Genomic DNA, 25,895 nt, shown 5'->3' on the forward strand with positions numbered 1-25,895 from the left:
AACGCTCCGATGGCTCAGCAGCAGGTGCTGGCCCGTTGTGGTCTGTCGCCCATTGCATCCAGACGCAGCGCGTCGTTCTGCAACCATGGCTGGTTGGCTTGCAGGGTGGTGTCCAGCACCTGTGTGACCCAGGCGGGCAGTGCCGGGTTGATGCGGTAGTAGATCCATTGCCCTTGACGGCGGTCCAGCAGCAGCCCGCAACTGCGCAGTTGCGCCAGATGACGGGAGATCTTCGGCTGGCTATCGTCCAAGGCATGGATCAGTTCGCATACGCAAAGTTCGCCTTCGCGCAGGATCAATAGGGTCATCCGAGCGCGGGTGGCATCAGCCAGGCACTTGAACAGGGTGGGAGGAGAGAGGAGATCCGACATGATCAGGGTATCCATATATGGTTATTCGAATATACGTATTTCCATATGTCTCGGTCAAATCCTGTTTCAGTTGATGTGGATCAAATGCCCGTGAAACAGCCACAACTGTTTGAAATTAAAATGAAACACAAAGGTCCTACAGTGCCTGCTCATTGCTGATGAAGGAAGAACCCGCGTGACCCGTGCCACTCGCAACCTGCGCAAGACCCTGGATTCCGTCGCGGAAAATAACGAAACCGCGGCGTTCGACCTGATGCGCGCCGTGGAAAAACTCGGTGACGAAGTGCTGCGCCAGCGCCTGCTCAATACCATCCACCGGCTGAACCAGGACGCGTACGAACTGCGTGAAGCGCGGGATTCGGTGGAGCAGGTTTCGGTGAGGCTCGCCTGAGCAAGATCGTTCAAGACAAGCCCCTGATTGCACTGGCATGCTTGTCGACTGTCCGTCGATGAGCCGTTTCCATGCCCACTGCATTACCTCATTACGCCTTCACTCGCGGCGCCATCGCCGTTATTCCCTTGTCTCTTGCCTGCGCCCCGTGGGGGTTGCTCGCCGGCTCCATGGCCATCGATGCGCAATTTACCCCGCTGCAAGCCCAAGGCTTGTCTGCCATCGTGTTTGCCGGTGCGGCGCAGTTGGTGGCCATCGGCATGGTCAAGAGTGGCGCCAGCCTGATATCCATCGTACTCACCACTTTGTTACTGACTTCCCAGCATCTGCTCTATGGCATGCACATGCGTCCCACGCTGTCGTCGCTCAACGCCCGGTGGCGAATGAGCCTGGGTTTCCTGCTGACCGATGAATTCTTTGCCCTGGTCAACCACTATGACCGCCAGACCTTCAATCGCTGGTACGCATTGGGCGTCGGCCTGACGTTTTACATCATCTGGAACCTGTTCACCCTGGCCGGCATTGTGTTGGGCAAAAGCATTCCGGGCCTTGATCAGCTGGGGCTGGAGTTTTCCATTGCCGCAACCTTTATCGCCCTGATCACTCCGGTGGTGCGTGATGTGCCGACCGTGGTGTGTGTCGCGGTCGCGCTGCTGTGTTCGGTGTGGTTGAGTTATTTGCACTGGGAGTCGGCGGTAGTGGTCTCGGGTGTACTGGGGATGAGCGCAGGTTTTGCCTGCAAGCGATTGGGAGTTGGGCAGCGATGATTTACCTGATGATTGTGGCCATGGGTCTTGTGGTGTTTTTCAACCGCTACCTGTTTATCGAGCCACGTTTGCCGGTGAGGCTTAATCGTGGCGCCCGTGAGTTCCTGGGCTTTGCCGTGCCGGGGATGCTTACGGCGATCTGCGGGCCGATTATTTTCCTGGCAGATCACCGGCTCAACCTGAGCCCGAGCAACCCTTACTTGCTCGCAGGTATCTGCGCCGTGGCCTTGATGTTCTGGACGCGCAGTGTGCTGATCACGGTGCTGTTGAGCATGGCGCTGTTCTATCTGTTTCGCTGGTGGTTCTGACGCCAGGGCAAAAAAAAGCCCGCGGGAGGGCGGGCAGAAGAGAGACTTCCAAAAAATGAGCTTGGCCACTATAGACGGCGGGTTGGCCCGTCACAGTGAAACAAAGTTCACGGGCGCGTCAGTTGGCCGCGGCACAGTGGTAGAGTCACGGTTTTTCCAAGGAAGCACAGGCATGTTCAAGATGGTAATCGGCGCATTGGTACTGGCCGCACTGGCCGGTTGCGCGGGCTCGAAGATGAAAGAGGCGCGTGCAGGCAGCCCCTATAAAACCCTGGCATCGGACAAGGCCACCCTGGTGGTCGCCCAATGCATTCAGTTCGGCTGGCAGGACGAGCGCGTGTTCGGCGTGGATGCCGGCGGTTTCAAGGAACCCACCGAGGCAGGTGGCTACACCGTCTACACCACGGCCGGCGACTACTTTGTTGACATACAAAGCACTGGAGCGGGTTCTACCGTCAAATACTATGCCGTGGAGGACAACATGCCAGCCAAACGTCGCCTGGCAGCGCTTGCCACTTGTCTGTAATACCTTGCCTTGACCCGATTCCGAAACGCCTGGCGGGACAGCCGCCGGGCATTGCCTTATGATTCAATCGCTCGCTCGACGTGATGGCTCTTTACCGGTACACGGATGTCGAGGCTTAAACGTCGAGCGAGCACCTCTTTGTTCAGCCTCAACGCGGCATAAAACCCAAGTGCCAGCGCCGCGGAATCATCAATGTCACCAGCCCCAATAACCCCGCCAATGCACCACTGACCCACAGTGCGCGCAGTCCCATTTGCTGCTCCAGCAGTGCGCCGATCACGGCACCGACAAACATTCCGGCCCACGGAATCAATTGCACGCGCCAACCATTGCGACGCTCGCCCATTACCCAGCGCCCCAGCCCGCGACCAAAGCGTGAGAGCGCCCCGGTGACGTAAGTGAGCCCCACGGGTAATCCGTTCACTTCTTCGACCGCCGCGTTGAGCATGCCCATGGCAATAATTGCCGCGAGCAACGCGGGCAAGGTGTCGGTCGCCGGCAACAGCGCCGCGCCGCAGAGCAAGGCGCCGATGCACAGCAACAACGGCAGTGCGTGGCGCTTGCTGAAACGGCTGACCACCACACCCAAGGCATTACCGACCACAAAGGTGGCAACCAGCAACACCAGACGCCCGGTGAGCCCCAGGTCACCCGCGCTGATGGCCACCGCCAGGCGCGTGGTGTTGCCGCTCATGAACGAGACGAAATCGCCGCTGGCCATAAAGCCAATGGCATCGGTCATGCCCGCCAGCACCGACAGGCAGGCCACCAGCATCAAGCCCACGCGGCCACGCCAGCGCTGGCGATGGGCGAGCGTGGCATTGGTGTAAGGCTTGCGGGACGAAGGCAGCATGGGGCTGGGTTCCACGATGAGATTATTCGGCCACTACCGTAGGACGCTTTGCGTGTATGCGCAATGACTTCAGGCACGTTCCAGTTGCCAGCCTGTGGGGTGCCAGGTCAGATGATGAGTCGGCTCGATCGACTGCAAGAATGCAGGGTCGTGTGACACGGCCAGCATCGCGCCGGTAAATCCCTTCAAGGCCTGTTCAAAGGCAAGCACCGACTCCAGGTCCAAGTGGTTGGTGGGTTCATCCAGGAGCAACAATTGCGCCGGTGTATCACGCCACAAGGCAACGGCCATGGCGGCTTTCAAGCGCTCGCCACCGCTGAGTTGCCCGGTCGGCCGCGTGACCCGCGAAGCATCCAGCTGCAGCAGCGCCAGGCGCGTGCGCAGTTCGGCTTCGGCCAACGGCGTGTCGAGCAGGTTAAGCTGCTCGACAACGCTGCACCGGTCATCCAGCAACGTCAGCTGCTGATCGATATAAGCGCTGGGCACCGCCACTGTGCACCCGCCACTCACCGCCTGCCACTGGCCTGCAAGTAATTTGAGCAGGGTGGATTTACCGCAACCGTTCGGCCCGCGCACGGCAACGCGTGCGGCCCCCGACAGGCTGATCGTCAGGTAGGTGCCCGACGCCTTGGGGTCGAGCCAGGGCAATTGCGCACGTTCCAGAGTCAGGACCTGCCGGCCGTTGGGTACTGCCGAGCCTGGCAAGGCGAGCAGGGTCGGTGTCTCATCCACTACGCGCGCGTAGGCTTGGCGCACCTGGGCGTCGAGTTGGTGTTTGTGATCGTGGTGGGCACTGCGTACCGTGCTGACGACTTCCTTGGCAGCGCTTTTCCAGCGGGACTTGGTAAAACGGTCGACGTTGGCGGTCTCGGCCTGCTTGCGTGAGCGCGCAGCATGGCGCTGGAGGCTGTCATGGTCTTTTTGCAAGCGCCGACGCTCACGGCTACGTTCCTGGCGCGCATGTTCCCATGCGGCGATAGCGGCGTGCTGTTGGGTATCGCGTTGCTGTCGATAGGCAGCGTAGTTGCCGCCATACACCTGAACGCCAAGGGGCGATAATTCGATGATGCGCGCCATGGTGTCGAGTAATTGGCGGTCATGGCTGACCACCACCAGGCCGCCGCGCCAATCAGCCAGTTCGCGCAACAGCCACTCGCGCCCGGCGCTGTCGAGGTGGTTGCTGGGTTCGTCCAGAATCAACAACTGCGGCGCCGCCAACAGCGCTCCGATCAGCGCGACCCTGGCCAGTTGGCCGCCGCTGAGTCGGTCGGCTTGAGTGTCGGCGGCAAGTGTTGGCAAGCCTGCGGCATCCAATGCCAGGCGTAGGCGCTCTGCGAGGTCCCAGCGATCATCGATCAGTTCCAGATCGCCCTGGCGGCCGTCGCCGCGTGCCATACGCTCCAGGGCGGCCAGGGCAGGGGCGGTGCCGGTGATATGGGCGACAGTTTCTCCCGCTTGAATCGTCAACGCCTGGGGCACATAGATCAGGCTGAGTGGTCTTTTCAATGTGCCTGAAGACGGTTGCAGGATGCCGGCCATCAACTTCGCCAGGATACTTTTACCACGGCCATTGCGCCCGACGATGCCGGTGTGGGTGCGATCAATGGACAGGTTCACGTCCTCCAGCAAGGTTTCGCCATTGGCGAACTGGAAAGACACATGTTGCAGGGAAATAAGAACGGGCAGCCGGTTGACGTCAGTCATCAGCACCTCCAAAAAAATGTCGAACAGGCCAACAAGCGCGCCAGGCGGCTCGTTGCGGATACATTTTGGAAGGCTTAGTTATTCACGTCGGCGCTCGTCCCATAAATCAAAAGGGGCGCAAAGGCTAACCCACCTTGGCTTTGTGCGGCAAGTCTTCGGCCAGCTTCTCCAGGAACATCGCCAGGGCGACTTCCTCGGCTTTCAGACCCTTGCGCACTCGTGGTTTGGGCAGTTTCGACAGTTCGCCGAGGCTGAAATGCTCAAGCACCGCGGGGTGGATGTAGCACTTGCGGCACACGGCGGGCGTGTTGCCCAACTGCCTGGCCACGTCCTTGACCATTCCTACCACGTGCCGCTTGGCGTCTGACTCCGGCTGCCACGCCAACTCGCGCAACACCGCCAATGCCATCGCCGTGCCCGCCCAGGTGCGGTAGTCCTTGGCGGTGAAGTCTTCGCCGGTGAGTTCGTGCAGGTAAGCGTTGACGTCATGGGAACTGACGGTGTGGCGTTCACCGTCTTCGTCCAGATACTGGAACAGGTTCTGCCCGGGCAATTCCATGCAGCGCTTGACCACGCGGGCCAGGCGTCGGTCCTTGACGCTCACTTGGTGCTCGACACCGCTTTTGCCGCGAAACTGAAACTGGATTTCGCTGCCCTTGATGTCCACATGGCGATTGCGCAGGGTGGTCAGGCCGTAGGATTTATTCTCGCGGGCGTATTGGGTATTGCCGACGCGGATCAGCGTGGCGTCCAGCAACGTCACCACCGTGGCCAGCACCTTTTCGCGGGTAAAGCCGGGCTCGGCGATTTGGGCTTCCAGCTGTTTGCGCAATTTTGGCAAGGCGCTGCCGAATGCCTGCAACCGCGAATACTTGTCGCTGTCACGCACTTCGCGCCAGCGTGGGTGGTAACGGTATTGCTTGCGGCCACGGGCGTCGCGGCCGGTGGCTTGCAGATGGCCGCGCGGGTCGGCGCAGATCCACACATCGGTGTAGGCGGGCGGTACCGCCAGCGCGTTCAGACGTTTTATTTCATCAGCATCGGTAATGCGCTGGCCTTTTGCGTCCAGGTATTGAAACTTGCCCCGCAGCTTTTTACGGCGGATTCCAGGCTGGGTGTCATCCACATAATGCAGGTCACGGGGCAGGTCGGCGGGCAACGAAGAGTCGGGCATGGTGCGGGTTCCTTGGCAACAAATCAGGCCGGTATGTCTGATTGACCGCAGCGTTTTGCGGTCGTGCCAATTGCTTAAGCCAGCACCGCCACCGCCTTGATTTGCGCCCACAGCACCTGGCCCGGATGCAGTTGCAGCTGGTCGCGGGAGAAACGCGTGATACGTGCCAGCAATGGTGTGCCGCCGGCATCCAGGCGTACCAGGACATGGGCGCTGTTATCCGCCCCCATGTCCTGGATGATGGTCACGGGCAAACGATTGAGGATGCTGCTGTGTTCGTCCGCTTGCAGGTTGAGGCTCACATCCCGTGCCTGGATCTTGACCCGCAACGGTTTACCCACCGCCACCGGCGCATGGGCCACGCGAATCTGCAATAGGCAGTCAGGCAGTTGCAGGGTGAGCAACTGATAGTGCGCGTCGTAGGCAATGACGCTGCCGGCGATCACCACGCCGGCATCGTCGCCCAGGGCCAGGGGCAAATCGAGGCGCGCCAGGGTTTCGCCGATGGGGCCGCTGGCCAGGGCCTTGCCGTCGCTGAGCAGGACGATATGGTCGGCCAGGCGCGCGACTTCATCCTGGGCATGGCTGACGTAGAGCACCGGGATATCCAGCTCGTCGTGCAGGCGCTCCAGGTACGGCAGGATCTCGTTCTTGCGTTTGCTGTCCAAGGCGGCCAGCGGTTCATCCATCAGTAACAGCCTGGGGCTGGTGAGCAAGGCCCTGGCGATACCGATGCGCTGACGCTCGCCCCCGGACAGGTGTTGTGGGTGACGCTCAAGCAGGTGACCGATGCCCAGCAGCTCGGTGGCCTGGGCCATATCCACACGCCGTTGCGCGCGCGGGATGCGCTTGAGGCCGAACTCCAGATTGGCCCGTACCGACAGGTGAGCAAACAGGCTTGCCTCTTGGAATACATACCCCAAGGCGCGTTTATGCGGCGGTACGAACAGCCCGTTGCGGCTGTCTTGCCAGACCTCATCATTGATCTGTACAAAACCCTCCTCGGCGCGCTCCAAACCGGCGATACAACGCAGGCAGGTGGTCTTGCCGGAGCCGGACTGTCCATATAACGCGGTCACCCCACGCCCAGGCAATTGCAGGTCCACGTCCAGCGCAAAGGCGGAATATTTCAAGTTCAGGCGTATATCAATCATCGCGATCAGCTCCACCCCATCCTGGTTTTGCGGCTGGAGTACAACGCCAGCAATACGAGGAACGCGAACACCACCATGGCGCCGGCCAACCAATGGGCCTGGGCATATTCCATGGCTTCGACGTGGTCGTATATTTGCACCGAGACTACTCGGGTCTTGTCCGGGATATTGCCGCCGATCATCAACACCACGCCGAACTCGCCGACGGTATGGGCAAAGCCGAGGATCGACGCGGTGATAAAACCCGGGCGTGCCAGGGGCAGGATCACTGTGAAAAACGTGTCCCACGGATTGGCGCGCAAGGTCGCGGCTACTTCCAATGGGCGTGTGCCGATGGCGGAAAAGGCGTTCTGCAACGGCTGCACCACGAACGGCATGGAATAGATCACCGAGCCGATCACCAGCCCGGCAAAACTGAATGTAAGCGTGCCCAGGCCCAGCCATTGGGTGAACTGGCCGAAGTAACCGTTGGGCCCCATCGTCAACAGCAAGTAGAAACCGATGACCGTTGGCGGCAGCACCAACGGTAATGCGACTACTGCACCGACGGGGCCGCGCCACCATGAGGTGGTGCGCGACAGCCATAGGGCTATCGGAGTGCCGATGATCAACAGGATCACAGTCGTCAGTGACGCCAGTTTGATGGTCAACCAGATCGCGGAAAAATCAGCACTCGACAGGGGCATTTACAGCTCGTAGCCGTAGGATTTGATGATGGCAGCGGCTTTCGGGCCTTTCAGGTACTCAACCAGCGCCTTGGCAGCGGCGCTGTCCTTGCCTTTGTTGAGGATCACGGCGTCCTGTTTGATCGGGTCATGCATCGATGCCGGAACAATCCACGCCGAACCGCTGGTGACTTTGCCGTCTTTATAGATCTGTGACAAGGCGACAAAGCCCAGCTCGGCATTCCCGGTGGACACGAACTGATAGGCCTGGGTGATGTTCTGGCCTTCGACGAGCTTGTCCTTGACCTGCGCGGTCAAACCTTGCTTGGCCAGTACCTGGGTGGCGGCCAGGCCATAGGGCGCGGCTTTGGGGTTGGCGATGGACAGGTGCTTGAATTGATTGTGCTTGAGCACTTCACCTTTGGCGTCCACGTAGCCTGCTGTTGCCGACCACAGCGCAAGGGTGCCGACGGCGTAGGTGAAGCGCGACCCCTTGACCGTCTGGCCTTCGCTTTCGAGCTTCTGGGGGGTAGTGTCATCGGCGCTGAGGAACACCTCGAACGGCGCGCCGTTCTTGATCTGGGTGTAGAACTGCCCGGTAGCACCGTAGGCTGCGATGAGCGTGTGGCCGGTGTCTTTTTCGAAGTCGACGGCAATTGCCTGGATCGGCGCGGTGAAGTTGGCGGCCACGGCCACCTGCACTTCACCGGCATGGGCCGAACCCAGCACGAACACGGCAAGCAGGGGGGCCAGGCGCGAGATACGGTTCATCGTGAAGCGACTCCTTGGGCTGTACGGGGCGTTCAGGTAGAAGGCTCTACCGCTATGTATGGGAATATATAGCGGTTGGCCATTGCCGGTACAGTGCAAAGTTGCCGCTGATGTCAGTGGCGCGCGAGTCGGGTCAACGCCTGCTCGGACAGTTGACGCGTCAGGTCATAAGTGGACAGGTCTTTGCCAAGCCCCAGTGCCTGGCCCGCCCACAGGTTGCTGAAACCTGCTTCATCCTTGGCCTTGAGCGGCATTAACGCACCACCGGCTTTGGGGAATGCCGGGGCGCTCGGGTTGATCGGGCCGAGCTCCCGCATCACGCGGTTGACGATGCCCCGCGCCGGGCGGCCGGTGAAGAGGTTGGTCAGTGCCGTCTCACTGGCCTGGGCATGGCGCAGCGCGTGGTGGTGAGAGGCGGTGATGCTGGCTTCGGGCGTGAACAGGTACGCCGTGCCAATCTGGACTGCCGAGGCACCCAGGGCAAGGGCCGCTACGATGCCACGCGCATCACCGATGCCGCCTGCGGCAATCACCGGCACGCTGACCGCGTCGACCACTTGCGGCACCAGTGCCATCAACCCGATCTGGCTGTTCAGGTCATCGCTGAGGAATAGGCCACGGTGCCCACCTGCTTCAATGCCCATGGCAATAATTGCGTCGCAGCCGTGTTTTTCCAGCCAGATCGCTTCCTCAACGGTGGTGGCCGATGACAGCACTTTGGCGCCCGTGGCTTTTACCCGATCGAGCAAGGACTTTTCCGGCAGGCCAAAATGAAAGCTCACGACTTCCGGGCGCAGTTGTTCCACCAACTGGCACGCCGCGTCGTTGAACGGTGCGCGATTGGACACGGGGGTGGGCGCATCAAAATCGGCACCAAGTTCGTGATAGTAGGGTTGCAGCACATCCTTCCAATGGCGGTCACGCTCTTCATCGGCCACAGGCGGCTGATGGCAGAAGAAGTTCAGATTCAACGGCCGTGTACTGGCCTGGCGGATGACAGTGACCGCTTCACGCAGTTGCTCGATACTCAGCGCTGCGGCAGGCATGGAACCCAGCGCCCCCGCGCGTTGGGCAGCGATGACCATGGCGGTGGTCGTCGCGCCGGCCATTGGCGCCTGGATGATCGGCACGTCGATGCCCAGCAGGTCGAGAATACGGGTGTCTGGCCAGGTGCTCATGGGATGCGTCTCCAGCGTTAGTAGGGCATTTCGCTGTTTTAGCAGGGCCGTTGGCTCCGGGCCACTCTGTTTTATTCACTGGACGAGAATGGCATTTTATGAGGAGGGGGTTTCGCGCTTCAGCAGCTCACGTTTGCGCTCCACCCCCCAGCGGTACCCCGACAGTTCGCCATTGCTGCGTACCACACGATGACAGGGAATCGCCACCGCCAGGTGGTTGGCACCACAGGCCTGGGCCACGGCGCGAAAGGCGGTGGGCGCACCGATGTGCTTGGCTATCTGGGCATAGCTGGCAGTACTTCCTACCGGGATTTCGCGCAATGCCTGCCATACCCGTTCCTGAAAGGCAGTGCCGCGCAGGTCCAGAGGCAGATCCAGGCCCAGGGCAGGGGCTTCGACAAAGCCCACCACCTGGGCGACCAGTTGTTCGAAATCCTGATCCGCGCCAACCAACTCTGCCTTGGGAAACTGATCTTGCAGGTCGCGCACCAGTTTATCCGGATCATCCCCGAGCAAAATCGCACACACGCCACGCTGACTCTGCGCCACCAGAATTGCGCCCAGCGAGCATTGGCCAACGGCAAAGCGAATGGTGTTATTGACGCCGCCGCCTTTGTAGTCCTTGGGTTTCATGCCGAGTAGCTGGTCAGCCGCTTCATAAAAACGGCTGTTGGCGTTAAAGCCTGCGTCATACAGGGCGTCTGTCACCGACTGCTGCCCCTTGAGGCCATCGCGGACCTTACGTGAGCGCAGGGCGCTGGCGTAGCGCTTGGGGGTCAAGCCAGTGCCGGCCTTGAACACACGGTGGAAGTGGAACGGGCTCAACCCGGCCTGGCCTGCCAGTACATCCAGGCTCGGGGGCGTTTCAGCCTGTTCGATCAGCCGGCAGGCGTCGGCGACTAACTGCGCATGGTAAGCCGCCAGTTGAGTCTGATCGCCCGTAGCGCGTTTGCTGGCACGATAACCCGCGGCTTCGGCCTGGGCCGGTGTGTCGAAGAACTCGATATTCTCAGGGCGTGGCAAACGCGAAGCACTGCTGGGGCGGCAATACACGCCCGTGGTTTTCACGCCGTAGACAAACAGGGCATCTGCCTTGGCATCGCGGGCAATGATGGCGGCCCAGCGCGGATCGTGTTCGTTGTTCATGGCCTGCACTCCAGACGGTTCAGGGGCAGATTAAGCGGGTCGCCCACCGGTAAAACTCCGAAGCTTGCGGTCAAATTAGCCGGCGGTGCGAAAGGTCAGGTTGATGCGCTGTGCCCCCATGACCGGATGCTCGCCGGCCTTGATCGGCATCACCCCATGAAAGCGCAGGCGATCAACCCCGCCCCACACCACCACATCGCCATGGAACAGCGAAACTTTTTGCGTTTTGTCACTGCGCTCATGGCCGCCGAACAGGAAAATCGCCGGCAGGCCAAGGGACACCGAGACCACCGGCGCGCTGTAGCTGCGCTCGTTCTTGTCCTGGTGCAGAGACATCTTTGCCCCTGGCACGTAACGGTTGATCAGGCAGGCGTCAGGCAGGAAGTCGCGGAAGCCGGCCTCGGTTGCCGCCGCCATGGCCAGTTGGCGCAACGCATCCGGCATGGCTGGCCAGGGTTGCTGGTTGCGCGGGTCGAGTGGGCTGTAGCGATAGCCGCGGGTATCGGTGGTCCAGCCCAGTTCGCCGCAACTGCTCAGCGCTGCCGACATGGTAAAGCCACCGGGCGTGACCATTTGCCGAAAGGGGGACTGGGCCAGCACGCGCCGCAACTCAGGTAGCAGCCGCTCAATCCAGGGCAGGGCATAGCCCCTTAGAACGTAGGACTCTTCACCGATCTGCTCGCGCCCGGCAGGTTGTTGCAGGGCATCATCGGCGAACAAATCGGCAGTAGGGCCCGGCATGACTTACAGCGCCTTGCTCACGGTGATGTCGGTAATTACGTCGCTGGCATCGTGACTTTCCGCCAGGGCTTGCTTGGCTTCTTCGACGCTGTTGCTTTGCAACTGGGCAAATTCGAAGCGGCGTTCGCCGTTGAGCTTGTACTTGATGACGTATTTGGTCGTAGGGGTCACTGCTTTTTTCCTGTCAGTTGCTGGTTCAGCTCAGCTTGGTGCTGGTGCGACGAACGATGCGGATCTTGTGGGACAGCGCAGGCTTGCGGGTCACGCTGATGGCGCGACGGGTCACCACATCAAGGGTGATGTTCCAGAAGCCGGTGCTGGGTGCAGTGATCTTGGCCGGGAATTTATCGAATGCACCGCCGTGGTAGGTATGGCGCCCGCCATTTTTGAAGCTGCGAAAGTTCGCATCGCTCATCAAGCGGATGTTGCAGGTCTGTGAGCATTCGATAACGACAATGTCTCCCTCGTTGAGGTGCTCACGCTGGTGAATGAATTTCATGCGGGTGTCTCCAGAAGGGCTTTTTCTGAAAAATCAGAACGATACGTAGGTTAAGATGGAGTTTATCAGCCCCAGCGCGTTTATTATCGGGCCGTCGTCGACGACTTCGACAATTAAAAACAGTTATTTACCGTGTTATCAGAGATAAATCCTACGTTGCTGGGAGAAATTTACCATCCCCGCTGTCGTAGGGTCTTTATCGGAGGTTTTAGTATGAAGTGGAGTGTGTTGGTGCTGGCCTTGGCAATTGCTGGGTGTGCTTCGGTTGCAGATATCAAGCAGACCCCGCCAACGTTGGTGGTCATCTCAGGGAAGAAACCGCAGGAATATGCGGCGTGTGTTGTGCGCAAACTGGAGGCGACCCGTCGGCCGCCACAGATCGAACCCCATAAAGACGGTATCCAGGTCATCGTGCCGCAGAAGTTTTCGGCGGACCCTTCTGCGATCTTCGAAATCGAAGACCGCTCCAGTGGTAGCAGTATCAAGCTCTATGAAAGCATGTCCAACGTGCCGATCCGGCCGGGCGACGTGAAGAAAGCTGGGGAAGAGTGCATTTCCGGCTGAGTCTGGTTGCGCTGGCAAGGCGTCTCACCCTACGCACTGAATCCGATAAAAAGCCCCGATCCTGCAGGATTGGGGCTTTTTTTGCCTATGCGTCCGTGCTGATCGGGCAGGGCATCCGTTAAACTGTCGTGCATTCACTATAAAGATGCCGCTCAAACCTTGGGTTCGAGCGGCATTTGTTCTTTCTGGAAAGCCCGTTATGAAACGAGAACACGTCAAAGCCCGTCAGGCCGAAGGTCAGATTTCGGCGACCCATGTCATCCAGAACCCCGCCGATCTGGGCGAGTGGATCGTATTCTTCAAGAAAAGCGGCGGCCGCAGTTACTTCCTGGTAGACGATCAGGACGAGGTCGAATCATTTGCACGCCTGGATGACCTCATCGAAATCTTGCGCGGCCTGGGTATCAAGTTTGCCGAAGTGCATCTGTAGCCCGGCGGTTTACTTGCACACCACCACCACACTGCGGCCCTTGAAATTGCCTACGTCCTGGCCCAGGGTCTTGTCGCTGTCCTTGAGGGCTGGCGTGCCGTTGGTGCCGACGATGCGGTAACCGGTGCCGGCACAAGAGGCGTCAGCTTTCTCGTAGCAACTGGCCCATGAGTTGGCCTCGCCCGAGCAGTCGATAGTCAAGCCTTGTTCGCCATTTTTCAGCAAAGTGTCGGAAGCGGTCGTGCAGCCGGCAAGTGCTAGTACCGCAGTCAGTGCCAGGATTTTTTTCATAAAAGGTCTTCGTCGAGAGGGTAGAGGGCGCTGACACTATCGTGGGGCGTTGGCGCGGATTATAGCGAACTGCCACCTGGTGTGCAGTCGCCGTTGCAAGTACTGCGCTTGCGCACCTTTGGTTAGCGTAAGTCAGCTGTTGGTGGCCGTCAGGGCACTCCCATCACCAGCACGCCGCTCCCGCTGATAGCCCCAGCTGCAGGGAGCGAGCCCGCTCGTCCCACCAGCGAAAACGTCACATCATCGCCTCCTACACTGTTGGTAATGTGGGTCAGGAATGAACCGTTGACTCGAACCGCAGAGCCTGCACGTACAAGGGCGGTACCTACGTTGGGGTTGGTCATTGTCAGGAGCCGATTATCAAACGACGACGGGATGCCTTTGTAGGTGATGGTTATCGGCGTGGTAATTCCGCTATTCGGGCACGAGTAGCTTAGCCTGCGGTTGGTGCGAATGGGCGTGGTCAGTGGATCGCTGCCGATCGCCCGCTGGTTTACGTCGCCGAAGTTGATCTCGATCGGGTTGTTATTGTTGATCGTGCAAGTCGATGGGGAGACGCCGAAGTTGTTCGCGGCGGTGTACGTGAGTACGAGCCTCGTAGTTCCCGAACTGTAATTGTTCGTTTGGTAGAGATTCAGCATGCCCAGGACATCCCCTCTTTGAACCTCGATAGGGTTGCTCGGATCGTTTCGCAGCAAGATATAGGGGGCCACACTGATGGGATACGCCGCACCGTTATTAGGCATGGTCGCGATCCGGATGTTAAACGGCACTGGAGTGTTATAAAACGCGCCGTTTATGCGTAAGCCGGTACCTTGGTTGGAAAATTTCGGACCGGGCACCCAGGGAGGGCCGGCTGGCGCCGCTGTTCCCCAAAAGTCTATGCGCGTAGGGTGAGCAGCCCAGAAGGTAAATCGGCAGTCCAGCCACGCGCCTTCAAGAATGATACGGGTGCTGTCCGAGCCGAGACTAACGTTGACGGGGACCTGCAGGTTAAGAATTCCGCCGTCGCCTACGTATTGCCATGGTCCGCCATTAACGCGGCAATCCGCTGCTCGCACGGTCGTGGTGACACTACTCAGCAGCACGAGAAGCACTATAGCTCCATAGAGTTGTTTCATTTTTGATCTCTCATTGCTCCTCTGTCCGCAGGTCGCTGCGCAGGTATACAGCCCCGTGCTGAAACCGTCCGGAAGAGAGTTAAGGGTTTGTCCATGCCGTTCTCTGCCGAGGAGCGGCTACGGATAGTCCAACGTAAAAGTAGAGGTCACCCTGTACACGCCTTGCCCGATGGTCTGGTCACTGATGGCCTGCGGCTCGCCCTGCACAAAGGCTTTAAGCGCGATCACATTGCTGCCGTCACTCAACACCTGCGCATCACTGACGGTGTTCAACGGCAGTGGCTTGTTGCTCGGCGTCTCTATGCCAACCCCGATACCCGAGGCGCCACTTCCTGCGTCCAGCGCGAGCATTCCGGGCAGCGCGGCATTTTCCCTGCCGCCAAACGTGATGGTGACGGTGGAGCCAACCGTGGTGTCGCAGTTCTCCAGGTGCAGCCTGAAATCTTTGCCCTGTGAGCGTGTGTTGATGTAGAGGTGTTTGCTGGTGACGTCCCAGAGTTCCAAGGTGACGGCATCGTCACCAGGACGCAGCGTGCAAGCCTCCTGAACCAGGTTGCCCTTGAAGCTCAGATTGTCCGCTGCTTGTCCCTCGCCGATCAGGCCCAAGGCCAGTATCAGCGCAGTAGACGGCCAAGCTGTATGGCGCTTGTGTCCCATTGATTCGACTCCTACTGGTATTCGGCCAACAGCGTGGCCACCGCCGTAAACCTTGCGGGTGCCAGGGTTGCCCCCGGCTGTTTGACCGGGACCACTTCCAGTACGGGCGGTGACGACAGGATGATGTCCAGGGGTGTGTTGAGTGGAAACGGCTGGTTATTCTGGAAAACCCGAATGCCCAGCTCCGGCACGCTGGTCTGTACGGCTGAACCGTCAAACGATGTGGCGGTACCGTTGACGCTTAACTTCAGCTCCCATGGCAGGGTGTCGGTGCCGCAGCTAATGGTGTAGCCGACGCCCTGGCGGTACCTCACACCGTCGACACGCTTTATCCCGACATCACCAAAATCGACTTCAATCGTGTTGCCGGCATCGATGGTGCAAGGCGGCGGCTCATTCAGCGTGCCGCTGAAAGTCAGGTTGGCTGATGCACCACTGCAAAAGCCGATGGAACACAAGGCGAGCATCGCTCTCTGCGGCCAAAGGGTCATGGCTCGGTTCTCTCTATCGGTGATCGATTTCATTGGTAATCCACCACCAGAGTGGCCGCCGCATCGAATGTTCCACCGGTCAAGGTGCTGCCTGCGCGTTTGACCGGTACTGCCTGCACCACCGGAACGTTGGGATAGGTAAAGTTCACCGCCGTGTTCAAGGGCCAATCAGCGCCATTGACGAACAGCTTCACGCCAAGATCCGGTTTGCGGGTCACGAGCACGCGATTGTCAAACGCGGCACTCGTGCCCTTGAGTTCCAGTGTCAACGCATTGCTGAAAGGGGAGGCGCAGGTGACGGTGTAGGGCACATCTCGACGGTAGTTGACGCCGTCAATCCGAGAGGTCAGCAGGTCATTGCCAAAAGGCACGTTGAGCGTGCTTCCGCTGTTGATGACACACGGGGGCGGCGCGATGATGACCGCTCGGATGGTCAGGTTGGTATCGGCCTGAACCCCCTGGCTGAGCGCCAATAGCAGGTTGCTCGCGATAAATACAGCCCACGAACCGTTTGATTTAGCCATTGCTCTGCTCTTACTCATAATTGAGCCTGAAATCCACCACGGCGCGGAATGCCCCGCTGGACAGTGGCGCGGAGGTGCGAGTGGGCCGGACGTTCCAGGTTTTGGTGTTTCCGCCCAGGGGCAAGAACAGCGGTTCGCCCCTCGATCCCAGTTGTACATCCCGCCCAAGCGAGTCGGTCAGCTGCAGGCCCATCCCGGTGATGCCTTGCACTTTGACCAGCCGTGAATCATCGGCATCCGCAGGCGCAAGGAATGCGACCGATAGCACCGGCTGAAAGGCACTCCACGTAAGATTGCCGGTGCGTTCACTGCGGATGCTGCCGGCGGTGCGATTGCAATCGGTAAAGCGCAACTGGAACGCCACCTGGTTTGCCTGATCGCCGGGCCGGCGTAACTGGCTGGTGGATACCACGCCCAGGTCAATGGTTTGATGCAGCGAGTTCATTTCCAGGCTGCAAGGTGTTTCATGCATGGACCCGGAAATATTCAGCACGCCATTCATACCCTCGACATCCGCGGCCTGCGCACTCCCCCAACAGGCCAGTAACAGGCCGCTCAGTACCTTCATATAGTGCGGTTTCATGGCTTACTCCGGCGGCAGACTTACTGTTTAGGCGGTGCTGCTTGCAGGTTCACCTTGCAAGTCTCACCGCTGCAGGAGAAGGCCAGCAGTGGGCGTGCGCCGTAATCATTGACGTAGGCAAGATGAGGCGTGGAACCGAGGGCTTTGACCGTCGGGCCTAACGTCACCGCACCTTTGGGCGGGACCATCAGCGGCTCGAAGCCCGCGACGGTCTTGCCGTCCTTGCTGCTACGTGCGTCCACCAGCGTCACGTAGTAAGGCGTCGGGTTATTGACTTGATAACGCTCGCCTTGTCGGGTAAGGGTCAGGCGCTCCTGCCAGGGGTTGGAAACTTCTTGTTGGCTGGGCGCGATGGCTTGTGGTCGGTAGAACAATTTGATACGGGTCTGCAACGCGATTTGCAACGTGTTGGCCTTATCGGTGCGAGGTGGAATTTCCCGCAGGTTGAAGTAATAGACCGTCTCCCGGTCTTGGGGCAGGGACTTGGCTGCCGGTAACGCCTGGACCTTCACTTGGCTTTGTTTGCCGGGTTCTACGCGCTGCACCGGTGGCAACACGATCAAGGGTGTGGTTATCTTCTGGCCTTGCTCATCCTCGATCCAGCCTTGGGCCAGATAAGGCAGCTGGGTGTTGTTATTGGTGATGCTCACGCTGGTGGCATCCTTGCCGCCATCAAAAATCACCCGGGTACGGTCCAGGCCAATCGCTGCGGTGGCGTTTTGGCTCAGGCTGAGCGCCAGCAGTGTGAGGGTCGAGAGTGTGATGCGTATGTTCAATGTCATGATGATGTAGTCTCCGGGGCGGTGTGCTTGCCGGTCAGCTCTGCCGGCGCGGACAAGGGTTGATCGGTGACTGCCATCCGGCAGTCCAGTTGCAGTGCGTTGGTCAGGCCATCCGCAGGCAAAACGACGGGTAAGGTGAGGGTGCATTGCTCGCGGCCGCTCCAACTGACGACCATCTGCTCGCCTGGCTGAATACCGCTCAGGTAGACATTGCCGCCGTCATTCACAATCCCGGTGTCCTGCTGTTTTGTGTTTTTGACCATTGCACCGAAGGGCGGCGCACTGCCATCCGGCAGACGCAGGACAGCCATGGCTTTCTCACCGGAAATGAGTTCCAGGGCGCGATAACCGATGGCCCCTTCCGTGAGCGTCAGTTGGGTGACCGACTGGGTGGCTTCGACATTGCTCGGCAAGCGTTCCAGGTCGACACTGGCGGCCGTACGCTGGTAGCTGCTCAAATCGGAAATGACGGCCTTGCCAAACGCATTACTGCGGGTTGGCGTGCCGTAACCGCGCACCGGCACATCAGCAACACCGCCGGTATCGACCATCAGGCGGGTCCCGCCCATGCTGTTGGTACGATGCAGCGCTGCCCCGTGAGGCGTGAGCGTGCCACCGCCGCGAGCTGACATGCTGAGGCTGGTGTAGTTGCCTTGCTGCCGACTGGCAGCAAGCGTCAAGTCAGCCTGGTCACCCGCATGGCTCAGATAGCCGCTGGCCGAATTGTCGCTCGCACTGAGTTGGTAACTGTTGCGCTCATCAATGCGATCACTGTAGCGGGTTGAAAACCCGTTTTTGCCCGCGGTTCTGTTAGCGTCCAACGATAGCGTGCCGCTGCGTCCCAGTGGCACACTGACCGTCAGCGCCATACCGTTATCCTTATAGTTATAATCCTGAGTGCGGTACACGTTCAAAGACAGGCTCATGTTTTTGACGGTACCAATATTGAAATAACGTGACAGCGATAAGTTCCAACGTTGAGTCGCCGGTCGGGTCCAATAAGTTTGTTTGTTGTAACTGGCGTAGACGGTGGCACCCAAGTCTCGAAACTGCTTATTTACAGTGGCTGTATAAAGCGCCTTGCTGCCACCCACAGGCTTCCATCCACCCGTGTATTGACCGTGCTCATCGTATTTTTCGCGCCCAGCCAGTTCGCCGTTCATTCCGTAGTGACGAGCATCCAAGTATTCACTCATACTCAAGAAGTTCTTGTCGGAGAACCGGTAACCGGCAAAGGTTACTTGGCTGTCGTATTGTTCAAAGTTCTTCGAATATTGCAGGCGCACAGATTTACCGGACAGCGTTTCATTCCACACGTTGGCGTGGGATTGGGTAACATCCAGCGAGAGGGCGCCCAAAGCCAAAAGGTCACGTCCCGCCCCAATCGTTGCCGCCCGGTAGTACTTATCCGTTATAGCGCCGCCAAACAGCGACCAGCCGTTGCTGACCCCCCACGAAAACTCGCCCGTGCCAAAGAGATTACCGTCAGCGCCGTACTGAAGACTGGAAGGGCGACCAGTTGCCAGTTTGTATCGAACCTGCCCGGGGCGCGTGAGGTAGGGCACACCAGCAGTGTTGAGCTTGAAAGTCTGCACCGAGCCATCCTGCTCCTCGACGCGCACATCCAGCGTACCGGCGACGGCATCATTAAGATCCTGAATGCGAAATGGGCCGGCTGCCACCAGGGTTTCATACAGCACGCGTCCTTGTTGGCTGACTACCACCCTGGCATTGGTTTTGGCCACCCCGACCACTTCAGGGGCGTAACCGCGCAAATTAGGTGGCAACTGGCTTTCGTCCGAGTTGAGCGCCGCCCCGGTAAAACGGAAGCTGTCAAACAGATCCGAATACAGGTAGTTCTCTCCCACCAACAGGCGCGCCTTCAGCGCAGGTATTGCGCGATAAGCGTAGTAACGACTCCATTCCAGTTTTTGCTCCCCGGCAGATCTGTCCCTCGCGCTGTCGACACGCCCCTGCCAATCGGCCCGCAGGCGCCAAGCCCCGGCATTGGCACCCACGGTGCCATTACCACTGAGGTGATTGCGGGTACGCTCGTTTTTTTGAGCGTTGGACTGCGCCGTCATGTTGTAGTCAATCAAAAGCCCTGGCACCCCTTCATCCCAGCGTGCGGGTGGGTCCCAATTGATCGCGCTGTATTCAAGGTAGGCGTGGGGGAGGTTGATGCTCAGCGTGGAGGTCGCCAGATCCGCGCTGACCTCCGTACCTGGCAGGCTGTGAATGTCCAGGCACTCGCTACCTTTCCACCAGGTCAGGCTGGCCGCTTCGGATGCCTTCAGGCCCAGTTGTTCCACCAGGTCAACTGACAAACACGCCTGGCTTCCTTTGGGGTCATCCTCGGGCGGGTAAAATGCCACCGATTGCTCGGAAACAGGCTGGCCATTTATCTGTACAAGCATCGTGTAGGTGCCGGGCAAAATGAACCCGCTGCGTGCAAATCGAGACAAATCGATATTGGTGCGATCATTGAGATCAAGAACGTCCGTATTGAATTCGATATCACCGCCGGCCCATGCAGTTCCTGCCAGTGACATCAGCCCGCCAACCAGGCTCGGACGCAGCTTGTTTTTGATCTTCGACGCATTCAGCATGAAAGCAACCCATCAATGTTCAAAAGTATTCCAACTTGAACCGCACGGCGACGCGATGTGCGCCAGGTGCCAGCGGCAGCCCGTTACCCACCAGCCGCAGCGTGTAGTGAAGTGTCATGTCACCTTCCGCCAAGGGGTGCGGCGCCATCTGCTCACCCGGAACACTCTCCTGGCCGGCCGAATCCCAAATATGGAAGGCGATCCCCTGTGAATCACCAAAGGCGGCAAAGGAGCGGCCTTCTCTGTCGCGAGGGCCGTCAAACGTGACGCGCAGATGTTGCCAATCAGGCAACGTCGCCCCTGGGCGATGCGGGTCGGGACGTGTCAGCGAGCAATTGACCAGGCGCAACTCGAAAGGGTGAGGCTCTCCCAACGCATTGCGTAAAAGCCGACCTATGGGTTCGGGCGTCATTTCAATGGATTGATCAGCACTGGTCAGCTCCAACCCGCAAGCCGAGTCAACGACTTCTCCGCCCAGCGTGACCACACCCTCGCCCTGTGCAAGCGTCTGCGCAAAAACGTAAGGGCTGATGAGCATCGCCAGCGACGAGGTGATCGCTAGACTTATGAATGTTTTCACCGCTATCTCCACCAGCCCCCCGCCACCGAAAGTGGCGGGGGGAAAACTTACTGATAAGCCAAGGTGAAATTAGTGACTGCACTGAAATCGCCCGGGACGATGTCGCCGGTAGCAGCGCCTTGAACATAGGCGCCGAACTCCAGGGTGTTATCACCGGTAGAAATGGCCTGGGGCACCGTCGCCACACCGAGCTGAACAGGGCTGCCGCCATGGGTCATCATGATGCCCACGCGGCCTGCACTACCGACGGTGCCGATCGCCCCAGGGACGTCGGTTGACGGCGCCGCGGTAAAGGTTGTGGTCACGGTGTTGTCGGTGAGGCCCGCCAGGTCACAGCCTTCAAGCTCTATCAGCACACGGCGGGCTTCAGACTTTCCGCCTGCCTGCAATTGATGCTTTGCGATTGCGCCCAGGTGAACGCTCTGATCTACGGATTCAGGCTTGATGGAGCAGGCCCCCGAGTGGACCGATCCCAGAAAGGTAATGGTCCCATCTGCCGCGTTAGCTCCAGAAATCGAGCCCGCGAACAGCCCGAGGGTAAACAGCGCAGTTTTGAACTTGGTTTTCATTTGCAGATGCCCGCATAAAAATGTCATTGAAGAGCCCCGTCACCATTGCGAGCGGGACTGACTGTTTCACCCCAAACGTAGCTCCCGGAACGCCGGCCAGTCGTCGGCCGAGTCGGCTGTTGAATAATCACAGTTTCCAACTAGTTGTATTGCAATTCACGGGTACGCTCGAAGTGGAAGTGATTGTGCTGTGTTGCCATGAGAAAGTAAGTCGGCACATTCCGTTAGTTGTGTAGCTACACGGTGTAAGGATATATAGGAAGGATATGGCGATTTGCCAAAAAGCTGATTTTGACTGTAGGAAATGAGCCACACTCTAATAAATAAGAATATGTTAGTTGGGGCTGCGGATGTAAGAATGGGATTACGCGAACTAAAAAACAATAGTTAATTACGAAGCGAAACAACTAAGTGTCGAGGGCGGAGAGGTCGCACGGCGCCGACAAATACAGGCGTCCAAAAAAAAGCCCCGTCGACCGGAGCTTTTTTGTGGCGGTGTGGCGAGGCTTACTTGTTTTTCGGACGTTTGCTCGACGCGTGGCCTGCTTCATCCACAAACACTTCAGCTACGGCAATCGCCTGGCTCTCGGTCGCAAATGTTCCGGCAACGCTGTCGCCGTGAAAATTGATCAAGTGCCAGCCGTCTGCACGCTGCGTGATCAGGTAGCCGTTTACACCTTTGGGTTCTGACATCTATTGGCAATCTCGTGGTCTGATTCAAGGCGGCCATGATACCGCCAAACGGCTAGGGGGGGCGCAAGTTGTTGCAGGTCAGTGCCAGGCGGCGAAAAGCGTGCTAAAACCATTGCAGCCCTTTTAAATAAAGGGGGGGCGGGTGTGTTTCGTCTGATCGTGGGCAACCCCTTTGCAAGATCAGCGGAACTTACGCCGACATTTTTTCTCTATGATGACATCGCAACGCCAGCAGGACCCATTGTAAGGTGACTGCGGCCTGATTAGACTGCGCCGAATTCCGTACGCACAGCCCTTTGTAAGGACTCATATGATCAAGAAATGCTTGTTCCCAGCAGCCGGTTACGGCACTCGCTTCTTGCCAGCGACCAAAGCCATGCCCAAAGAGATGCTGCCGGTGGTGAACAAGCCACTGATTCAGTACGGTGTGGAAGAAGCCCTGGATGCCGGCCTGAACGAGATCTCCATCGTTACCGGCCGCGGCAAACGCGCCCTGGAAGACCACTTCGACATCAGCTATGAGCTGGAAAACCAGATCAAAGGCACCGACAAGGAAAAATACCTGGTCGGTATCCGTAAACTGCTCGACGAGTGCTCGTTCTCCTACACCCGTCAGACTCAAATGAAAGGCCTCGGCCACGCTATCCTTACCGGTCGCCCGCTGATCGGTGACGAACCGTTCGCCGTGGTTCTGGCGGATGACCTGTGTGTGAACCTGGAAGGTGATGGTGTGCTGACCCAGATGGTCAAGCTCTACCAGAAATACCGCTGCACCATCGTTGCGGTCATGGAAGTCAACCCAACCGAAACCAACAAGTACGGTGTTATCGCCGGCGACGATATTGGCGATGGCTTGATCCGGGTGCGTGACATGGTCGAGAAGCCAGCGCCGGAAGATGCTCCGTCGAACCTGGCGATCATCGGTCGTTACATCCTCACCCCGGACATCTTCAAACTGATCGAAGAAACCGAGCCGGGCAAGGGTGGCGAAATCCAGATCACCGATGCGCTGTTGAAGCAAGCCAAAGACGGTTGCGTAATTGCCTACAAGTTCAAAGGGCAGCGTTTTGACTGCGGTGGCGCCGAAGGCTACATCGAAGCAACCAACTTCTGCTACGAGCACTTCTACAAGACTGGCAAGGCCTACTGATTCACGCTTGCCGCACTGTTTCAAGAGAAAGCCACCTTCGGGTGGCTTTTTCGTTTTTCAGCCCCATGTAAGTCGGTATGCTGGTGTTCTGCCGAGGAGAGTGAAATGGCCTACGATTTTGACCTGTATGTAATTGGCGCCGGTTCCGGCGGTGTTCGTGCGGCGCGCTTTGCCGCAGGCTTCGGTGCCAAGGTGGCCGTTGCGGAAAGCCGCTATCTGGGCGGCACCTGTGTGAACGTCGGCTGCGTGCCGAAAAAGCTGTTGGTGTACGGCGCGCATTTTGCCGAAGACTTCGAGCAAGCCAGTGGCTTCGGTTGGTCATTGGGCGAAGCGAACTTTGACTGGGCAACCCTGATTGCCAACAAGGATCGCGAGATCAACCGTCTTAATGGCATCTATCGCAACCTGCTGGTCAACAGCGGGGTGACCCTGCATGAAGGCCATGCGCGTCTGGTAGATGCGCATCAGGTAGAGATCAACGGCGAGCGCTTTACTGCCAGGCACATCCTGATCGCTACCGGCGGCTGGCCGCAGATCCCGGAAATTCCAGGGCGTGAACACGCGATCGGTTCCAATGAGGCGTTCTTTCTTAAAGAGCTACCCAAGCGCGTACTGGTGGTGGGTGGTGGTTACATTGCAGTGGAATTCGCCGGAATTTTCCATGGGTTGGGTGCCAACACCACCTTGCTGTATCGCGGTGACTTGTTCTTGCGCGGTTTCGACGGTTCGGTGCGCACCCATCTGAAGGAAGAACTGACCAAGCGCGGGCTGGACCTGCAGTTCAATGCCGATATCGAGCGCATCGACAAGCAAGCCGACGGTAGCCTCAACGCCACCTTGAAGGATGGCCGCGTGCTGGAAGCCGACTGTGTGTTCTATGCTACCGGCCGCCGCCCGATGCTCGACAACCTGGGGCTGGAAAATACCAGCGTGAAGTTGGACGAGCGCGGTTTTGTCGAAGTGGACGATCTTTACCAGACCGCCGAACCATCGATTCTGGCCATTGGCGATGTGATTGGTCGGGTGCAACTGACGCCGGTGGCCCTGGCTGAAGGCATGGCCGTGGCGCGGCGCCTGTTCAAGCCGGAGCAGTATCGTGCGGTGGATTACGCCAACATCGCAACGGCGGTGTTCAGCCTGCCGAATATCGGCACCGTTGGGCTGACGGAAGAAGACGCGCGCAAGCAAGGCCGCAACGTGCAGATCTTTGAAAGCCGTTTCCGACCGATGAAGCTGACCTTGACCGATTGCCAGGAAAAGACCCTGATGAAGCTGGTGGTCGATGCCGACACCGACAAGGTCTTGGGCTGCCACATGGTCGGTCCGGATGCAGGCGAAATCGTGCAGGGGCTGGCGATCGCGCTCAAGGCGGGCGCGACCAAACAGCATTTCGACGAGACCATCGGCGTGCACCCGACGGCGGCCGAAGAGTTCGTCACCATGCGCACGCCTGTGGCCGATTGATCAGGATGGTTGTGCTGCCTCTGGCGCCGTTGCAACGGCGGCGGCCAGGCGCAGCGCGTCGATGCTGGCCTGGGCCTTGATCAGGTCCAGTTCCAGTGCCTTGTTGCGCTGCTGATTTTCAAGCAGCGCCTCCTGGCGTGCCTGACTGTCCAGTGCTGCAACCCGCAGGCGCTCCTGAAGCAGGGCGCGCTCGCTGTCGATCTTGCTCAGATGCTCGTTGAGCTTGAGTTGTGCGGCCTGATCCTTGCGAGTCTGATCCTGCAATGCGTTCAGTTCCTTGGTGGTCACTCGCTGCTCAATCAGCAGGCGTTCATTATCGCGATGCAGTTGGGTGATTTCATCCTGGCGTACGAGTGCGCTTTGCTGAACCTGGCGCAATTCGGCTTGAATCTGCTGCAGCTGGCCTTCATGGCGACGCTGCTCTTGCTCGCGCTGTTCTTTTATCGCGTTGCGGTAATGCTCAAGCGCGTCGCGTGCGTGCAAGTGTTTCTCTTCCAGTGAACGAATCTGCTCGTCCTTGTCGTTGATCCTCAACTCGTAATCCCTGCACGCCTGGCTCAACCCGGCGTTACGGGTTTGCTCGGCTTGCAGGCTCGTGCTGGCGGTTTGCAGCGCAGCGCTTTCTTCCGCCAGAGCCGCGGCCTGGATGTCAAATTGCTGCTTGAGCTGAGTGTGCGCCTCTTCAAGCGCTTCAACCTGGGCGAGCAGGGCGGTTTTCTGCTGTTCGAATTGCGCCAGCGCCAAGTCAATCGGCTCCTGAGCCTTCTCTTTCAGGCGCTGGGCCAGGCGTGCGACCAGCTCGCCGAGCTCGTCGTCAATCGGCGCCTCGGTGATGGTCAGCCGGGTTTCACTTTCGTCCAGCTCCTTCAAATAGCGATGAATAGTGGTTTTGGAACCGGTATTACCCATCTCGATCCGTACTGCGTCGATGCTGGGGTTTTCGCCGCGGGCAAGGATTGCCAAGCGTGCCGTTTGAACTACTGCTTTGTTTATGCCGCCGCGAGCCATGGAGTCTCCGTCGATTTAGTACTGTGGTACATGGTATGTATATACATACTTTAGCACGTATAAAAAATCGTTGAAATTCATGATTTAACAGATGGGATATTGGCGTATTATCCCGTGTCATAACGGTTTTA

32 protein-coding genes are annotated in these 25,895 nt (G+C 58.8%); 8 read left to right on the top strand and 24 right to left on the bottom strand.

Annotated features, from left to right (window positions below):
• Positions 1 to 14: 14 nt before the first annotated feature.
• Complete coding sequence (locus E3O56_RS18300; RefSeq protein WP_078821421.1) at positions 15 to 371, bottom strand: metalloregulator ArsR/SmtB family transcription factor; 357 nt, start codon at positions 369 to 371, stop codon at positions 15 to 17.
• A 175-nt stretch (positions 372 to 546) separates the two neighbouring features.
• Here E3O56_RS18300 and E3O56_RS18305 point away from each other — a divergent pair, with 175 nt between their 5' ends.
• The 4 genes from E3O56_RS18305 (at position 547) to E3O56_RS18320 (ending at position 2,363) form a co-directional block, all read left to right on the top strand.
• Positions 547 to 762 carry a hypothetical protein gene (locus tag E3O56_RS18305; protein ID WP_005788169.1) on the top strand — a complete coding sequence of 72 codons (216 nt, stop codon included), beginning with the start codon at positions 547 to 549 and terminating at the stop codon, positions 760 to 762.
• A gap of 71 nt (positions 763 to 833) precedes the next feature.
• On the top strand, positions 834 to 1,529 hold the full coding sequence (locus E3O56_RS18310; RefSeq protein ID WP_248128680.1) for an AzlC family ABC transporter permease: 696 nt from the start codon (positions 834 to 836) through the stop codon (positions 1,527 to 1,529).
• The gene (locus E3O56_RS18315; RefSeq protein ID WP_005788173.1) at positions 1,526 to 1,837 is read left to right on the top strand and encodes an AzlD domain-containing protein; all 312 of its coding nucleotides are present in this window, start codon (positions 1,526 to 1,528) and stop codon (positions 1,835 to 1,837) included. Before E3O56_RS18310 ends, E3O56_RS18315 begins: the two co-directional genes overlap by 4 nt.
• 172 nt (positions 1,838 to 2,009) lie before the next feature.
• Positions 2,010 to 2,363, top strand: coding sequence for a hypothetical protein (locus E3O56_RS18320; RefSeq protein WP_005788175.1), 354 nt, complete (start codon positions 2,010 to 2,012; stop codon positions 2,361 to 2,363).
• A 148-nt stretch (positions 2,364 to 2,511) separates the two neighbouring features.
• On the opposite strand, the gene E3O56_RS18325 is transcribed toward E3O56_RS18320, so the two are convergent.
• From E3O56_RS18325 to E3O56_RS18375, 11 genes are all read right to left on the bottom strand, one after another.
• Complete coding sequence (locus E3O56_RS18325) at positions 2,512 to 3,216, bottom strand: YoaK family protein (RefSeq protein WP_032875504.1); 705 nt, start codon at positions 3,214 to 3,216, stop codon at positions 2,512 to 2,514.
• A 69-nt stretch (positions 3,217 to 3,285) separates the two neighbouring features.
• Positions 3,286 to 4,920, bottom strand: a complete 1,635-nt coding sequence (locus tag E3O56_RS18330; protein WP_248128681.1) for an ABC-F family ATP-binding cassette domain-containing protein — start codon at positions 4,918 to 4,920, stop codon at positions 3,286 to 3,288.
• A 124-nt stretch (positions 4,921 to 5,044) separates the two neighbouring features.
• Positions 5,045 to 6,094 (bottom strand): DNA topoisomerase IB, encoded by a 1,050-nt coding sequence (locus E3O56_RS18335; RefSeq protein ID WP_005788182.1) that lies wholly within the window; start codon positions 6,092 to 6,094, stop codon positions 5,045 to 5,047.
• A gap of 74 nt (positions 6,095 to 6,168) precedes the next feature.
• On the bottom strand, positions 6,169 to 7,248 hold the full coding sequence (gene modC, locus E3O56_RS18340; protein ID WP_248128682.1) for a molybdenum ABC transporter ATP-binding protein: 1,080 nt from the start codon (positions 7,246 to 7,248) through the stop codon (positions 6,169 to 6,171).
• Between the two features lie 5 nt (positions 7,249 to 7,253).
• Entirely contained in the window at positions 7,254 to 7,934 is a 681-nt protein-coding gene (modB, locus tag E3O56_RS18345) for a molybdate ABC transporter permease subunit (RefSeq protein ID WP_005788186.1), read from the bottom strand.
• Entirely contained in the window at positions 7,935 to 8,684 is a 750-nt protein-coding gene (gene modA, locus E3O56_RS18350; protein WP_248128683.1) for a molybdate ABC transporter substrate-binding protein, read from the bottom strand.
• A 113-nt stretch (positions 8,685 to 8,797) separates the two neighbouring features.
• On the bottom strand, positions 8,798 to 9,862 hold the full coding sequence (locus tag E3O56_RS18355; protein ID WP_103735137.1) for a nitronate monooxygenase: 1,065 nt from the start codon (positions 9,860 to 9,862) through the stop codon (positions 8,798 to 8,800).
• A gap of 96 nt (positions 9,863 to 9,958) precedes the next feature.
• Positions 9,959 to 11,008: a bifunctional DNA-binding transcriptional regulator/O6-methylguanine-DNA methyltransferase Ada gene (gene ada, locus E3O56_RS18360; RefSeq protein ID WP_248128684.1), complete on the bottom strand. Its 1,050-nt coding sequence runs from the start codon at positions 11,006 to 11,008 to the stop codon at positions 9,959 to 9,961.
• Positions 11,009 to 11,083: 75 nt separating this feature from the next.
• Entirely contained in the window at positions 11,084 to 11,749 is a 666-nt protein-coding gene (gene alkB / locus E3O56_RS18365) for a DNA oxidative demethylase AlkB (RefSeq protein WP_032875491.1), read from the bottom strand.
• Positions 11,750 to 11,752: 3 nt separating this feature from the next.
• Positions 11,753 to 11,920, bottom strand: coding sequence for a hypothetical protein (locus E3O56_RS18370; protein WP_164699482.1), 168 nt, complete (start codon positions 11,918 to 11,920; stop codon positions 11,753 to 11,755).
• Positions 11,921 to 11,945: 25 nt separating this feature from the next.
• Positions 11,946 to 12,248 (bottom strand): DUF1883 domain-containing protein, encoded by a 303-nt coding sequence (locus tag E3O56_RS18375; protein ID WP_003173824.1) that lies wholly within the window; start codon positions 12,246 to 12,248, stop codon positions 11,946 to 11,948.
• 213 nt (positions 12,249 to 12,461) lie between these two features.
• Between E3O56_RS18375 and E3O56_RS18380 the strand changes: the two genes are divergently transcribed.
• Positions 12,462 to 12,812: a hypothetical protein gene (locus E3O56_RS18380; protein ID WP_005788197.1), complete on the top strand. Its 351-nt coding sequence runs from the start codon at positions 12,462 to 12,464 to the stop codon at positions 12,810 to 12,812.
• A gap of 199 nt (positions 12,813 to 13,011) precedes the next feature.
• Positions 13,012 to 13,242: a hypothetical protein gene (locus tag E3O56_RS18385; RefSeq protein WP_032875489.1), complete on the top strand. Its 231-nt coding sequence runs from the start codon at positions 13,012 to 13,014 to the stop codon at positions 13,240 to 13,242.
• 9 nt (positions 13,243 to 13,251) lie between these two features.
• Here E3O56_RS18385 and E3O56_RS18390 read toward each other — a convergent pair whose 3' ends face one another.
• From E3O56_RS18390 to E3O56_RS18440, 11 genes are all read right to left on the bottom strand, one after another.
• A complete protein-coding gene (locus E3O56_RS18390; protein ID WP_032875487.1) occupies positions 13,252 to 13,533 on the bottom strand; it encodes a hypothetical protein in 282 nt (93 codons plus the stop codon).
• Positions 13,534 to 13,682: 149 nt separating this feature from the next.
• Positions 13,683 to 14,654 (bottom strand): fimbrial protein, encoded by a 972-nt coding sequence (locus tag E3O56_RS18395; protein WP_248128685.1) that lies wholly within the window; start codon positions 14,652 to 14,654, stop codon positions 13,683 to 13,685.
• A 117-nt stretch (positions 14,655 to 14,771) separates the two neighbouring features.
• Positions 14,772 to 15,311 (bottom strand): fimbrial protein, encoded by a 540-nt coding sequence (locus E3O56_RS18400; RefSeq protein WP_103735139.1) that lies wholly within the window; start codon positions 15,309 to 15,311, stop codon positions 14,772 to 14,774.
• An 11-nt stretch (positions 15,312 to 15,322) separates the two neighbouring features.
• On the bottom strand, positions 15,323 to 15,802 hold the full coding sequence (locus E3O56_RS18405) for a fimbrial protein (protein ID WP_248128747.1): 480 nt from the start codon (positions 15,800 to 15,802) through the stop codon (positions 15,323 to 15,325).
• A 29-nt stretch (positions 15,803 to 15,831) separates the two neighbouring features.
• Positions 15,832 to 16,326, bottom strand: a complete 495-nt coding sequence (locus tag E3O56_RS18410) for a fimbrial protein (protein WP_032875478.1) — start codon at positions 16,324 to 16,326, stop codon at positions 15,832 to 15,834.
• 10 nt (positions 16,327 to 16,336) lie between these two features.
• Positions 16,337 to 16,909: a fimbrial protein gene (locus E3O56_RS18415; RefSeq protein WP_032875475.1), complete on the bottom strand. Its 573-nt coding sequence runs from the start codon at positions 16,907 to 16,909 to the stop codon at positions 16,337 to 16,339.
• 20 nt (positions 16,910 to 16,929) lie between these two features.
• Positions 16,930 to 17,691, bottom strand: a complete 762-nt coding sequence (locus E3O56_RS18420; protein WP_248128686.1) for a fimbria/pilus periplasmic chaperone — start codon at positions 17,689 to 17,691, stop codon at positions 16,930 to 16,932.
• Positions 17,688 to 20,300: an outer membrane usher protein gene (locus tag E3O56_RS18425; protein WP_103735142.1), complete on the bottom strand. Its 2,613-nt coding sequence runs from the start codon at positions 20,298 to 20,300 to the stop codon at positions 17,688 to 17,690. Before E3O56_RS18425 ends, E3O56_RS18420 begins: the two co-directional genes overlap by 4 nt.
• 19 nt (positions 20,301 to 20,319) lie before the next feature.
• Positions 20,320 to 20,880 (bottom strand): fimbrial protein, encoded by a 561-nt coding sequence (locus E3O56_RS18430; protein WP_032875469.1) that lies wholly within the window; start codon positions 20,878 to 20,880, stop codon positions 20,320 to 20,322.
• Positions 20,881 to 20,927: 47 nt separating this feature from the next.
• Positions 20,928 to 21,449, bottom strand: a complete 522-nt coding sequence (locus E3O56_RS18435; protein WP_032875466.1) for a fimbrial protein — start codon at positions 21,447 to 21,449, stop codon at positions 20,928 to 20,930.
• Positions 21,450 to 21,956: 507 nt separating this feature from the next.
• A complete protein-coding gene (locus E3O56_RS18440; RefSeq protein ID WP_032875460.1) occupies positions 21,957 to 22,142 on the bottom strand; it encodes a hypothetical protein in 186 nt (61 codons plus the stop codon).
• A gap of 310 nt (positions 22,143 to 22,452) precedes the next feature.
• On the opposite strand from E3O56_RS18440, the gene galU reads away from it, so the two are divergent.
• Positions 22,453 to 23,292, top strand: coding sequence for a UTP--glucose-1-phosphate uridylyltransferase GalU (galU, locus tag E3O56_RS18445; RefSeq protein WP_003173830.1), 840 nt, complete (start codon positions 22,453 to 22,455; stop codon positions 23,290 to 23,292).
• Positions 23,293 to 23,397: 105 nt separating this feature from the next.
• The gene (gene gorA, locus E3O56_RS18450; protein WP_248128687.1) at positions 23,398 to 24,756 is read left to right on the top strand and encodes a glutathione-disulfide reductase; all 1,359 of its coding nucleotides are present in this window, start codon (positions 23,398 to 23,400) and stop codon (positions 24,754 to 24,756) included.
• Here the strand turns inward: gorA and E3O56_RS18455 are convergent, their stop codons facing one another.
• The gene (locus E3O56_RS18455) at positions 24,757 to 25,764 is read right to left on the bottom strand and encodes a DNA-binding protein (protein WP_248128688.1); all 1,008 of its coding nucleotides are present in this window, start codon (positions 25,762 to 25,764) and stop codon (positions 24,757 to 24,759) included.
• Positions 25,765 to 25,895: the final 131 nt, after the last annotated feature.

Origin of the sequence: Pseudomonas sp. W2Aug9, from assembly GCF_023127755.1 — a bacterium.
GTDB lineage: Bacteria > Pseudomonadota > Gammaproteobacteria > Pseudomonadales > Pseudomonadaceae > Aquipseudomonas > Aquipseudomonas synxantha_A.

What these genes read in the sequence shown, in the direction of transcription:
- E3O56_RS18380 (WP_005788197.1), top strand. Translation starts at nt 12,462, where the DNA reads ATGAAGTGGAGTGTGTTGGTGCTGGCCTTGGCAATTGCTGGGTGTGCT.
- E3O56_RS18300 (WP_078821421.1), bottom strand. Translation starts at nt 371, where the DNA reads ATGTCGGATCTCCTCTCTCCTCCCACCCTGTTCAAGTGCCTGGCTGAT.
- E3O56_RS18425 (WP_103735142.1), bottom strand. Translation starts at nt 20,300, where the DNA reads ATGCTGAATGCGTCGAAGATCAAAAACAAGCTGCGTCCGAGCCTGGTT.
- E3O56_RS18420 (WP_248128686.1), bottom strand. Translation starts at nt 17,691, where the DNA reads ATGACATTGAACATACGCATCACACTCTCGACCCTCACACTGCTGGCG.
- modA (WP_248128683.1), bottom strand. Translation starts at nt 8,684, where the DNA reads ATGAACCGTATCTCGCGCCTGGCCCCCCTGCTTGCCGTGTTCGTGCTG.
- E3O56_RS18390 (WP_032875487.1), bottom strand. Translation starts at nt 13,533, where the DNA reads ATGAAAAAAATCCTGGCACTGACTGCGGTACTAGCACTTGCCGGCTGC.
- E3O56_RS18320 (WP_005788175.1), top strand. Translation starts at nt 2,010, where the DNA reads ATGTTCAAGATGGTAATCGGCGCATTGGTACTGGCCGCACTGGCCGGT.
- E3O56_RS18310 (WP_248128680.1), top strand. Translation starts at nt 834, where the DNA reads ATGCCCACTGCATTACCTCATTACGCCTTCACTCGCGGCGCCATCGCC.
- alkB (WP_032875491.1), bottom strand. Translation starts at nt 11,749, where the DNA reads ATGCCGGGCCCTACTGCCGATTTGTTCGCCGATGATGCCCTGCAACAA.
- E3O56_RS18330 (WP_248128681.1), bottom strand. Translation starts at nt 4,920, where the DNA reads ATGACTGACGTCAACCGGCTGCCCGTTCTTATTTCCCTGCAACATGTG.
- modB (WP_005788186.1), bottom strand. Translation starts at nt 7,934, where the DNA reads ATGCCCCTGTCGAGTGCTGATTTTTCCGCGATCTGGTTGACCATCAAA.
- galU (WP_003173830.1), top strand. Translation starts at nt 22,453, where the DNA reads ATGATCAAGAAATGCTTGTTCCCAGCAGCCGGTTACGGCACTCGCTTC.
- E3O56_RS18415 (WP_032875475.1), bottom strand. Translation starts at nt 16,909, where the DNA reads ATGAAACCGCACTATATGAAGGTACTGAGCGGCCTGTTACTGGCCTGT.
- E3O56_RS18435 (WP_032875466.1), bottom strand. Translation starts at nt 21,449, where the DNA reads ATGAAAACCAAGTTCAAAACTGCGCTGTTTACCCTCGGGCTGTTCGCG.
- E3O56_RS18385 (WP_032875489.1), top strand. Translation starts at nt 13,012, where the DNA reads ATGAAACGAGAACACGTCAAAGCCCGTCAGGCCGAAGGTCAGATTTCG.
- E3O56_RS18355 (WP_103735137.1), bottom strand. Translation starts at nt 9,862, where the DNA reads ATGAGCACCTGGCCAGACACCCGTATTCTCGACCTGCTGGGCATCGAC.
- E3O56_RS18455 (WP_248128688.1), bottom strand. Translation starts at nt 25,764, where the DNA reads ATGGCTCGCGGCGGCATAAACAAAGCAGTAGTTCAAACGGCACGCTTG.
- E3O56_RS18405 (WP_248128747.1), bottom strand. Translation starts at nt 15,802, where the DNA reads ATGACCCTTTGGCCGCAGAGAGCGATGCTCGCCTTGTGTTCCATCGGC.
- E3O56_RS18440 (WP_032875460.1), bottom strand. Translation starts at nt 22,142, where the DNA reads ATGTCAGAACCCAAAGGTGTAAACGGCTACCTGATCACGCAGCGTGCA.
- E3O56_RS18325 (WP_032875504.1), bottom strand. Translation starts at nt 3,216, where the DNA reads ATGCTGCCTTCGTCCCGCAAGCCTTACACCAATGCCACGCTCGCCCAT.
- E3O56_RS18410 (WP_032875478.1), bottom strand. Translation starts at nt 16,326, where the DNA reads ATGGCTAAATCAAACGGTTCGTGGGCTGTATTTATCGCGAGCAACCTG.
- ada (WP_248128684.1), bottom strand. Translation starts at nt 11,008, where the DNA reads ATGAACAACGAACACGATCCGCGCTGGGCCGCCATCATTGCCCGCGAT.
- E3O56_RS18375 (WP_003173824.1), bottom strand. Translation starts at nt 12,248, where the DNA reads ATGAAATTCATTCACCAGCGTGAGCACCTCAACGAGGGAGACATTGTC.
- E3O56_RS18335 (WP_005788182.1), bottom strand. Translation starts at nt 6,094, where the DNA reads ATGCCCGACTCTTCGTTGCCCGCCGACCTGCCCCGTGACCTGCATTAT.
- E3O56_RS18400 (WP_103735139.1), bottom strand. Translation starts at nt 15,311, where the DNA reads ATGGGACACAAGCGCCATACAGCTTGGCCGTCTACTGCGCTGATACTG.
- gorA (WP_248128687.1), top strand. Translation starts at nt 23,398, where the DNA reads ATGGCCTACGATTTTGACCTGTATGTAATTGGCGCCGGTTCCGGCGGT.
- modC (WP_248128682.1), bottom strand. Translation starts at nt 7,248, where the DNA reads ATGATTGATATACGCCTGAACTTGAAATATTCCGCCTTTGCGCTGGAC.
- E3O56_RS18395 (WP_248128685.1), bottom strand. Translation starts at nt 14,654, where the DNA reads ATGAAACAACTCTATGGAGCTATAGTGCTTCTCGTGCTGCTGAGTAGT.
- E3O56_RS18315 (WP_005788173.1), top strand. Translation starts at nt 1,526, where the DNA reads ATGATTTACCTGATGATTGTGGCCATGGGTCTTGTGGTGTTTTTCAAC.